Annotated in this window: 8 protein-coding genes and 1 pseudogene; 5 read left to right on the top strand and 4 right to left on the bottom strand. The window is 75.6% G+C overall.

What is annotated here, in order from left to right:
* Positions 1-16: 16 nt before the first annotated feature.
* Positions 17-1,378 (bottom strand): amidase, encoded by a 1,362-nt coding sequence (locus tag ACFWEG_RS11180; RefSeq protein ID WP_387212191.1) that lies wholly within the window; start codon positions 1,376-1,378, stop codon positions 17-19.
* Positions 1,379-1,442: 64 nt separating this feature from the next.
* On the opposite strand from ACFWEG_RS11180, the pseudogene ACFWEG_RS11175 reads away from it, so the two are divergent.
* Positions 1,443-3,119: pseudogene (locus tag ACFWEG_RS11175) on the top strand (SpoIIE family protein phosphatase); the annotation flags it as partial.
* Positions 3,120-3,197: 78 nt separating this feature from the next.
* On the opposite strand, the gene ACFWEG_RS11170 reads toward ACFWEG_RS11175, so the two are convergent.
* Positions 3,198-3,803: a zf-HC2 domain-containing protein gene (locus ACFWEG_RS11170; RefSeq protein ID WP_387212188.1), complete on the bottom strand. Its 606-nt coding sequence runs from the start codon at positions 3,801-3,803 to the stop codon at positions 3,198-3,200.
* Positions 3,804-4,033: 230 nt separating this feature from the next.
* Here ACFWEG_RS11170 and ACFWEG_RS11165 point away from each other — a divergent pair, with 230 nt between their 5' ends.
* The 4 genes from ACFWEG_RS11165 (at position 4,034) to ACFWEG_RS11150 (ending at position 7,963) form a co-directional block, all read left to right on the top strand.
* On the top strand, positions 4,034-4,768 hold the full coding sequence (locus ACFWEG_RS11165; protein ID WP_387212185.1) for a LytR/AlgR family response regulator transcription factor: 735 nt from the start codon (positions 4,034-4,036) through the stop codon (positions 4,766-4,768).
* 109 nt (positions 4,769-4,877) lie between these two features.
* On the top strand, positions 4,878-5,177 hold the full coding sequence (locus ACFWEG_RS11160; RefSeq protein ID WP_387212201.1) for a hypothetical protein: 300 nt from the start codon (positions 4,878-4,880) through the stop codon (positions 5,175-5,177).
* Between the two features lie 10 nt (positions 5,178-5,187).
* Entirely contained in the window at positions 5,188-6,696 is a 1,509-nt protein-coding gene (locus ACFWEG_RS11155; protein ID WP_387212182.1) for a cation acetate symporter, read from the top strand.
* Between the two features lie 64 nt (positions 6,697-6,760).
* Entirely contained in the window at positions 6,761-7,963 is a 1,203-nt protein-coding gene (locus tag ACFWEG_RS11150) for a sensor histidine kinase (protein ID WP_387212179.1), read from the top strand.
* A gap of 46 nt (positions 7,964-8,009) precedes the next feature.
* Here the strand turns inward: ACFWEG_RS11150 and ACFWEG_RS11145 are convergent, their stop codons facing one another.
* Both ACFWEG_RS11145 and ACFWEG_RS11140 read right to left on the bottom strand, forming a co-directional pair.
* Positions 8,010-8,531, bottom strand: a complete 522-nt coding sequence (locus tag ACFWEG_RS11145) for a hypothetical protein (protein WP_387212176.1) — start codon at positions 8,529-8,531, stop codon at positions 8,010-8,012.
* Positions 8,532-8,645: 114 nt separating this feature from the next.
* On the bottom strand, positions 8,646-9,188 hold the full coding sequence (locus ACFWEG_RS11140; RefSeq protein ID WP_387212173.1) for a sigma-70 family RNA polymerase sigma factor: 543 nt from the start codon (positions 9,186-9,188) through the stop codon (positions 8,646-8,648).
* Between the last annotated feature and the right edge of the window lie 191 nt (positions 9,189-9,379).

Raw genomic sequence — 9,379 nt, 5'->3', positions numbered from 1 at the left:
GGCCCCGGCGGCGCGTTCAGCCGACCGGGGCCAGCCGCGTCCAGGGCCGCAGCTCCTCGATCTGCCGGACCAGGTCCAGGAGCCGGTGCTCCGAACCCGACCGCCCCACCAGCTGCACCGCGCACGGCGCCCCGCTGCCGAGCCGGCCGAACGGCACGGAGAGGGCCGGCCACCCGGCGATGTTCCAGACCGCGGACATCGGCGCGTAGCGGGCGCTGTCGACCAGGTTCGGCAGCCAGCCGCGGTCCGCCCAGCCCCGGCCCGCCGAGTCCGCGGCGAGCGGGCCGCGGCGGGCGAGGGCGGGCGTGAGCAGGACGTCGTACCGCTCGAAGAACGGGTCCATGACCGCGCGCAGCCGGGCCCGGTGGTCGGTGCGCAGCAGCCCGGCGCGGGCGGCGAGGCGGCCGGCGGCCGCGTGGCGGCGGGTGCGGGGCGCGAGGAGGGCGGGGTCGAGCCCGGCGGCGTCCTCCGCCGTCCCGGCCGTCCAGCGGGCCAGGGCGGCCGCGCCCAGCCAGGCCGGATAGGGCGGCTCGGCGGGCACCACCTCGTGGCCGGCCTTCGTGAGGACCTTCGCGGCCTCCTCGACCGCCGTGGTCCAGGCGCCCGCGACCCGCAGCCCGGGCATCGGGCTCCGGACGGACAGCGCGACGCGCAGCAGCGAGGCCGGGGCGGGGTCCTGCGCCGGCTCGCCCGCGAGGACGGCGTACATCAGCCGGGCGTCCTCCGCTGTCCCGGCCAGCGGACCGTTCTCCGCCATCCCGAACCAGGAGCTTGCCCCCAGCCCGGAGGGGACCGCGCCGTGGCCGGCCCGGAAGCCGACCACCCCGCAGTTCGCCGCGGGGATGCGCAGCGAGCCGAGCCCGTCGTTGCCGAGCGCCAGCGGGACCAGGCCCGCGGCGACGGCCGCCGCGCCGCCGCCGGAGGAGCCGCCTGCGGTCCGGCGCAGGTCCCAGGGGTTGCGGGCGGTGCCGTAGGGGCCGTCGGTGGTGGGGAAGACGCACAGCTCCGGCACGTTCGTCAGGCCGACCACGACCGCGCCGGCGGCCCGCAGCCGGGCGACCGCCGGATGGTCGGCGGAGGCGGGGGCCGCGGAGGTGGCGGCGGAGCCGGAGCGGGTCGCCTCGCCCCGCACCGGCACGTTGTCCTTGACCGCGACCGGCACCCCGGCCAGCGGGAGCCGGTCCAGGTCGGGCCGGGCGGCGACCGCGTCGGCCTCGGCGAGCGCGGCCGCCGCCCGGACCGTGCGGAAGGCGCCGATCCGGCCGTCGAGCCGCTCGATCCGGGCGAGCCGGTCGGCCACCACCTGCCGCGGGACGGCCCGGCCCTCCCGTACGGCGGCGGCGATGTCCCCTGCGGTGCTCGTCTCCCAGGTCGTCATGCGCCCCACCGTAGTGAGCGGCGGTCCGATCGCGGCAGGGGGCGAACGGTGTCACAGTGAGCCCATGGGCGAACGGGAGGAGAGGGCCCTGTCAGTTCCGGACGACTGGCCCGCCCACCCGGACCTGAGCCTGGCCCTCAACGACATGGGCGGTTTCGACTGGGACCTCGACCGGGGCCTCATGCACCTCGACTCCGCTGCCCTGCGCGTGTTCGACCTGCGTGCGGACGAATACGACGACCGGCCGGCGACCCTCGCCTCCCGCGTCCCGCCGAACGAGGCCGTACGCCTGGACGGCGTCGTCTCCCGGGCGCTCAAGAGCGGCACCGACCGCTACGGGGCGTACTTCCGCATCCGCCGCCGCGACGGCTCCCTGCGCTGGACCCACACCCAGGGCTCCGTGCGCCGGGCGGCCGACGGACGGCCGCACCGGATCATCGGCATCGTGCGCGACGCCACCCTGGAACTCGCGGACTCCGCCGCCCGGTTCGAACAGGACGCCGAGAGCCTCCGGCAGGCCGGCATCGTGCAGGGCACCACGGCGGCGCTCGCGCACGCGCGCACGGTGCGGGACGTCATCGACGTGCTGCGCGACCTCGGCGGACTCTCCCGGCTCGGCGCGGCCAGCCTCGTCATGGGGCTGGTCGAGGGCAACCGGATCCGGCTCGTCGCGGAGGACCGGCAGAGCGGGTTCGTGCCCGGCACCGAGCTGACCCGCATCGACGAGCCGTACCCGATGAGCGAGGCGGTGCGGACGCTCGCGCCGCGGTTCATCGAGAGCCGGGAGGAGTTCGCCGCGTCCTACCCCGGCCTGTGGTCGAAGATCACCCACCTGGACGTCTCCTCGGCCGCCTACCTGCCGCTCATCGCCCAGGCCCGGCCCATCGGCGCGTTCGGGCTGCTCTTCCGCGGCAAGACGGGCTTCACCACCGACGAGCGCAACGTCCTGGTCGCGCTCGGCAGCAGCATCGGGCAGAGCCTGATGCGGGCGATGCTCTACGAGCAGGAGAAGGACCTCGCCGAGGGGCTCCAGCAGGCGATGCTGCCGCGCCGCATCCCCGACGTGCCCGGGGCGGAGATCGCCGTCCGCTACCGCTCCGCCCGGTTCGGCCGGGACATCGGCGGCGACTGGTACGACCTGATCCCGCTGCCCGGCGGCCGGTTCGGGGCGGTCATCGGGGACGTCCAGGGCCACGACACCGACGCGGCGGCCGTCATGGGACAGCTCCGGATCGTGCTGCGCGCCTACGCGGCCGAGGGGCACGGACCGGCCGAGGTCGTCGCCCGCGCCTCGGTCTTCCTGAACGAGCTGGACACCGACCGCTTCGCCACCTGCACCTACGCCCAGGTGGACCTGCGAGCGGGCCTCGCCTGGCTCGTCCGGGCCGGTCACATCGACCCGTTCCTGCGCCCCGCGGACGGCCCCTGCGGCCGGGTCGCCGTGCCGGGCGGGCTCCCGCTCGGCCTCTCCGCGGAGTTCGGGGCGCTCGACTACCCGGTCACCACCGTGGTCCTCGACCCCGGCGCGACGCTGCTGCTGTGCACCGACGGCCTCGTCGAGCAGCCGGGCGCCGACCTCGACGACGGCGTCCGCCTGGTGCACCGCCTCGTCGACGAGGGCCCGCACGACCTCCAGGAACTCGCCGACCGCCTCTGCGAGGACGTCCTCGGCGGCCGCAACGACGACGACGTCGCCCTGCTCCTCCTGCGCCGCGTCGCGCCCTTCGCCGGTCCCGCCGGCGCCTCCGTGGACACCCGGCCCCGCCCGCACCGTTGAGGCGGGGGCCCTGCACCCCCGTGCCGGGCTGCGCCCCCGGCCTCAGACGCCGGCCGGGCCGGAAGGGGGTGGCACCGTCAGGAGCCGACGGCCGTCCGGGGTGCTCACCTCGAAGTGGTCGATGCCGTCGCGGGGCATCGAGGTACCCCCCTGCACCGTCACCTCCGCTCCGTCGCGCGCCGACCACGTCGCGACCGTTTCGCGGGACCCGTCGCGGCCGACGGCGACGAGGGAGCAGGCCGACGCCGAGCGGACATGGCGGACGGTGACGTCGATGTCCGTGCCGCCCCAGGCCCGCGGGTGCGCGGTCACGGACGCGGAGGCCACGGCCGGCGGGACCGCCGCGAGCGTCGCCGCGGGCACACCGACGGCGAGCACGGCGACCGCGGCCAGCAGCCCGGCCCGCCGCCGTCTGCGGGCCCGCCGCACGGTCGCCCGCAGCCGCCCGTCCGGCGGTCGCCGCGGCGTCTCGGGGACCGGCGCGAGCGTGGCCAACTCCCTTGCCAGCTCCTGTAGTTCGCCAAGGCGTGCCGTGCACGCCGGACACCGTGCCAGGTGCTCCTCGAAGCGGAGGACCTCCGCCCGGTCGAGGACGCCGAGCGCGTACGCGCCGACGTCGTGGTGCCGCTCCCGCTCGGGGGACCTCATGCCGTCATCCTGGGTACGTCCCTGTGCCATGGATTGCGTCTCGGAAACCGGACGCCCCACCCGGGGCGCCCACCCCTCCTTACGCGTGCCGCCCCGGAATCACTCAACTACGGTCCGAAGCCCCTGGGGGTGTCCGGCGGATCTGGCCCGGCTGGGATCGGGCTTCCGATCTGCGTCCGGCACCACGACCACGGGCAGGATCCGTCGGACACCCCCTAAACTCCGTCCGCATGCTGCGCGTACTGGCCGTCGACGACGAAGAGCCCGCCCTCGCCGAGCTGCTCTACCTGCTCCGCGACGACCCGCGGGTGCGGAGCGCGGAGGGCGCCACGGACGCGACCGAGGCGCTGCGGCGCATCGGACGGGCCGTCGAGGGCCCGCCGGAGGCCGCGCTCGACGTGATCTTCCTCGACATCCAGATGCCCGGACTGACCGGACTGGATGTCGCCCGGCTGCTCGCCGGCTTCCTGGACCCGCCGCCCATCGTCTTCGTCACCGCCCACGAGGGCTTCGCCGTCCGCGCCTTCGACCTCAAGGCGGTGGACTACGTCCTCAAGCCCGTCCGCCGCGAACGGCTCGCCGAGGCCGTCCGCCGGGTCGCGGAGCTGCGGGCCCTGCCGCGGCCGGCCGGCGACCAGATCCCCGTCGAACTGGGCGGCGTGACCCGGTTCGTGGACATCGACCGAATCGTCCACGCCGAGGCGCAGGGCGACTACGCCCGGCTGCACACCGCCGACGGCAGCCACCTGGTCCGCATCCCGCTCTCCACCCTGGAGGAGCGCTGGCAGGACCGCGGCTTCGTGCGGATCCACCGCAGCCACCTCGTCGCCCTGCACCGCATCGACGAACTGCGGGTCGACGGCGGCGCGATGAGCGTACGGCTCGGCGACGTCGTGCTCGCCGTCAGCCGGCGGCACGCGCGCGAGGTGCGCGACCTGCTGATGCGCCGGACCCGGGCCCGCTGAGCCGCCCGCCCCCGCCCCTGTCGCCGCCCGCCCCGGCCTGCGTACACTCCGGCCCGTGTCCGCAGACCCCGCACCCCGCCGCGAGACGGTGACCGGCGTCCCGCGCCAGGTGCGCGCGCTGCCCGGCCACCGCACCCAGTCCGAGATCGACGAGCAGACCGTCCTCGGCGCCGCCTACGTCCGCTCCCTCATGCGCAGCCAGCTGCGCGCCGGGCTCACCGCGTTCGCCGTCCTCGCGCTCGTCGTGGTGACCCTGCCGCTGGTCTTCGCCGCGCTGCGCAACGCGACCGTCGTCTGGGCGGTGCTCGGCTTCGGCGTCTACCCGCCGCTGGTCCTGACCGCCTGGTGGTACGTCCGCCGCGCCGAGCGCAACGAACGGGACTTCGCGCGCCTGGTCCGCGGGCGTTAGCGCGGTCGACGTGAACCAGAACTACGCCGTCCCGGCCGTCGCCGCGGTCGTCCTGAGCACCGTCCTCATCGGCGGGTTCGGGCTGCGGATCTCCCGCACCACCTCCGACTTCTACGTCGCCTCGCGCACGGTGCGCCCCGGCCTCAACGCGGCGGCGATCAGCGGCGAGTACCTCTCGGCCGCCTCCTTCCTCGGCATCGCGGGCCTGGTCCTCGTGCACGGCCCCGACATGCTCTGGTACCCGGTCGGGTACACCGCCGGCTACCTGGTGCTGCTGCTCTTCGTCGCCGCCCCGCTGCGGCGCTCCGGGGCGTACACCCTGCCGGACTTCGCCGAGGGCCGGCTGGAGTCGACGGCGGTGCGCCGGCTGGTGAGCGTGTTCGTCGTCGGCGCGGGGTGGCTGTACCTGGTCCCGCAGCTCCAGGGGGCCGGGCTGACCCTGGAGATCCTCACCGGCGCCCCGCGCTGGCTCGGCGGGACGCTGGTCGCGGTGGTCGTCGTCGCGGCGGTCGCCGCCGGCGGCATGCGGTCCATCACCTTCGTGCAGGCCTTCCAGTACTGGCTCAAGCTGACCGCGCTGCTGGTCCCCGCCGCGTTCCTGGTCCTCGCCTGGCGCGGCGACGGCTCGCCCGCCGGCGGGTTCGACCTGCACCGGGCCGCCGACGCGACCGGCTCCTCCCAGGCGCTCGCCACCAGCCGCGCCGACCACCCGCTCTACGCCACCTACGGGCTGATCGTCGCGACCTTCCTCGGGACCATGGGCCTGCCGCACGTCGTCGTGCGGTTCTACACCAGCCCCGACGGCCGCGCCGCCCGCCGCACCACCGTCGCCGTCCTCGCCCTGATCGGCGGCTTCTACCTGCTGCCGCCGGTCTACGGCGCCCTCGGCCGGGTCTACGCGGCCGGCCTCGACCCCGGCCAGGACGCCGACGCCGCCGTCCTGCTGCTGCCCTCACAGGTCGTCGACGGCATCGGGGGCGACCTCCTCGGCGCGCTCGTCGCCGGGGGCGCGTTCGCCGCGTTCCTGTCCACGGCCTCCGGGCTGACGATGGCGGTCGCCGGGGTGCTCAGCCAGGACGTGCTGCCGGCGAAGGGGGTGCGGCACTTCCGGCTCGCCACCGTCCTCGCCACGGCGTTCCCGCTCGGCGGGGCGCTCCTCGTGAGCGGGGTGCCGGTCGCCGACGCGGTCGGGATGGCGTTCGCCGTGTCCGCGTCCTCGTTCTGCCCGCTGCTCGTCCTCGGCATCTGGTGGCGGCGGCTCACCCCGCCGGGCGCGATCGCCGGGCTGCTGCTCGGCGGCGGATCGGCGCTGGTCGCGGTCGCGCTCACCGTCGGGGGAGTCGTGCGCGGCGGCTGGCTGCACACGCTGCTCGCCTGGCCGGCCGTCTGGTCGGTGCCGGTCGGCTTCCTCGCCATGGTCCTCGTCTCGCTCGCCACCCCGCACGCCGTGCCCCCGCACACCAGCGCCACCATGACCCGGCTGCACCTGCCCGAGTCGCTCACCCGGCGGCTGTCGTGACCGGCCCGCGCCGCCCGCGGCGCCCGCGCAGCCCCCGGAGCCCCCGGAGCCCCCGGAGCCCGCGATGACCGGCATCGCGGCCGCCGTGCTGCTCGCGCTCTGCCCGCTGCTGCTCGCCGGCGGCTTCCTCCTCGGCCGGCGCGCCGCCCGTTCGCCCGACGGCCGCAGCGACGTCGGCACCCCCGTCGAGCGCGCCACCTTCGAGACGCTCCACACCGCCTCCCTCGCCGCGCCCCCGCTGCGGGCCGGGCTCACCGAGGACACCGCCCGCAAGGCCGCCCGCCGGCTGCGGACCCTGCTCGGCACGGACGCGCTGTGCCTGACGAACCGGTCCGCCGTCCTCGCCTGGGACGGCTCGGGACACCACCACGCGGCGGGGGTCATGCCGCAGCTCGCCGGGCTCCTCGACACCGGCCGGCAGGCCGCCCACGACAGCTCCTGCGCGGACCTGGAGTGCCCGCTGCGCTGGGCGGTGGCCGCCCCGCTCGTCGTCGACGGCCGGGTCCTCGGCGCGCTCGTCGCCTACGCGCCCCGCGAGTCCGCCGTCCTCGCGCGGGCCACCGACGAGGTCGCCCGCTGGATCTCCGTCCAGCTCGAACTCGCCGACCTCGACCTCTCCCGCACCCGGGTAGCGGAGGCGGAGGTCAAGGCGCTGCGGGCGCAGATCTCCCCGCACTTCGTCTACAACTCGCTCGCCGCCATCGCCTCGTTCGTCCGCACCGACCCCGAGCGGGCCCGCGAACTGCTCCTGGAGTTCGCCGACTTCACCCGCTACTCCTTCCGGCTGCACGGCGAGTTCACGACGCTCGCCGACGAACTGCACTCCATCGACCAGTACCTGGAGCTGGTGCGGGCGCGGTTCGGCGACCGGCTGTCCGTGCGGCTGCAGATCGCCCCCGAGGTGCTGCCCGTCGCCCTGCCGTTCCTCTGCCTCCAGCCGCTGGTGGAGAACGCCGTCAAGCACGGTCTGGAGGGGGCCGCCGCCCCGTCCGGGCCGCCGCTGCGGATCACGCTCAGCGCCCAGGACGCGGGGAGCGAGGCGGAGGTCGTCATCGAGGACGACGGCGGCGGCATGGACCCCGAGCGCCTGCGGCGCATCCTGCGCGGGGAGGGCGGCCCGTCGGCGGGGGTCGGCCTCCTGAACGTCGACGAGCGGCTCCGGCAGGTCTTCGGCGACGACTACGGGCTGGTCATCGAGACCGGGCAGGACGCGGGCATGAAGATCACGGTGCGGGTGCCGAAGTACCGGGCGGGCGTGCACTCCTGACGCGACGTCAGGTCCGTGCGGGCGATCCCCGCAGGCCGTCGCACGGTCAGAACAGGTGGATCGCCAGGTGGCCGAGCGGCAGCCCCAGCCGCCAGGCCGGGGTCCACACCTTCGGTCCGTCGTCCTCGTCCGGCGGCGGCCCGCCCGGCAGCGTCACCGCGTCCAGGTCGGCGGCCAGCAGCTCGGTCTCCTGCAGCCACCGCCAGGCCGCCCGGGCCAGCTCCAGGTCCGGTCCGGCGGGCCCGCCCGACTCCCGCACCTCCGCCTCTCGGCGGGCGAGCCGTTCGAGCACCCAGGACCGCCAGGGCTGGTCGTAGGCCGTCAGCGCCAGCCAGCACTCCAGCTGGGAGACGACACGGATGCCGGAGAGCTCGCCCTCGGAGTCCTCCAGGAAGATCGTCAGCGCGAGCGCGTCCCGCCCCGCCCGGAACTCGAAGGTGGTCGGCGGCATCAGGTCACCGGTGCGCAGCAGCTCATCGGCGATGTACTCGGCGTACATCCACGCCATCGGCACCGCGAGTTCGCCGCCGCTGGTGCTGTTCTGTTCGTTCGAGCTGTTGGGCAACATGCCGACTCGCCTTCCTCCGACTGTCCTCATGGCAGAACACGGATGGAAGTAGCCGATTACTCAACGGGGGTCCGGGGCAAGGCGCTTTGCCAACCCTTGAACCTCCGCCGAGTTTCACCGCAGGTCGACCGCGTACTCCGGAAGTATGTTCCTCAGTGCCCGCAAAGCGTAGTACGCCCGCGACTTGACCGTGCCCTCGGGGATGCCGAGCGCGGCCGCGGTCTCCGCCACACTGGCCCCGCGGAAGTACACCTGCACCAGGACGTCGCGGTGCTCGGGCCGCAGGGTGCGGACGGCCTCGCGCACGTCGAGGGCGGCCGCCGCGCGGTCGGCGTGGTCGGAATGGTCCGCGCGGACCCGGGCGTCCTCCGGCTCCACCGCCGCCACCTCCGACGGCCGCGCCTGCCGGGCCCGCCGGGCGTCGATGGCGAGCCGCCGGCCGACCGTGAACAGCCACGGCCGCATCGAGTCGTGCGCGGTGTCCATCGCCTCCGGGTGCTGCCAGACGCGGACGTACGTCTCCTGCGCCAGGTCCTCCGCCCGCATCCGGTCCCCGTGGGTGAGCCCCAGCAGGAACGAGTGCAGCGCGCGGCCGTGTTCGCGCTGCAGCTCGGCCAGCGCCCGCTCGTCGGTCCGCCGTTCCGTCCTGGTGCCCACCGTCGACTCCCTCTCCCTCGGCTCCTGTCGCGCTGTGACGTCCGCCACAGGCCGTATACGAGCGCATCCCGGACGACGTGCACACCTGGCGGGCACCGCGGGGGCGACCAGCGGTCGAACGGGGCGACGAGTGGTACGACGAGCGGTCGCGGGACGGCGGATGGGGAGCCGGAAATCCGGGTTCCCCCCGC

Origin of the sequence: Streptomyces sp. NPDC060194 (assembly GCF_042728285.1) — a bacterium.
In the GTDB taxonomy this organism is placed as follows: Bacteria; Actinomycetota; Actinomycetes; order Streptomycetales; family Streptomycetaceae; genus Streptomyces.
The sequence above is the reverse complement of the archived record's forward strand: the minus strand, read 5'-3'. Positions and strand labels throughout refer to the sequence as shown.

Coding starts and splice junctions, on each gene's coding strand:
- ACFWEG_RS11180 (WP_387212191.1), bottom strand. CDS start 1,378: ATGACGACCTGGGAGACGAGCACCGCAGGGGACATCGCCGCCGCCGTA.
- ACFWEG_RS11170 (WP_387212188.1), bottom strand. CDS start 3,803: ATGAGGTCCCCCGAGCGGGAGCGGCACCACGACGTCGGCGCGTACGCG.
- ACFWEG_RS11165 (WP_387212185.1), top strand. CDS start 4,034: ATGCTGCGCGTACTGGCCGTCGACGACGAAGAGCCCGCCCTCGCCGAG.
- ACFWEG_RS11150 (WP_387212179.1), top strand. CDS start 6,761: ATGACCGGCATCGCGGCCGCCGTGCTGCTCGCGCTCTGCCCGCTGCTG.
- ACFWEG_RS11145 (WP_387212176.1), bottom strand. CDS start 8,531: ATGTTGCCCAACAGCTCGAACGAACAGAACAGCACCAGCGGCGGCGAA.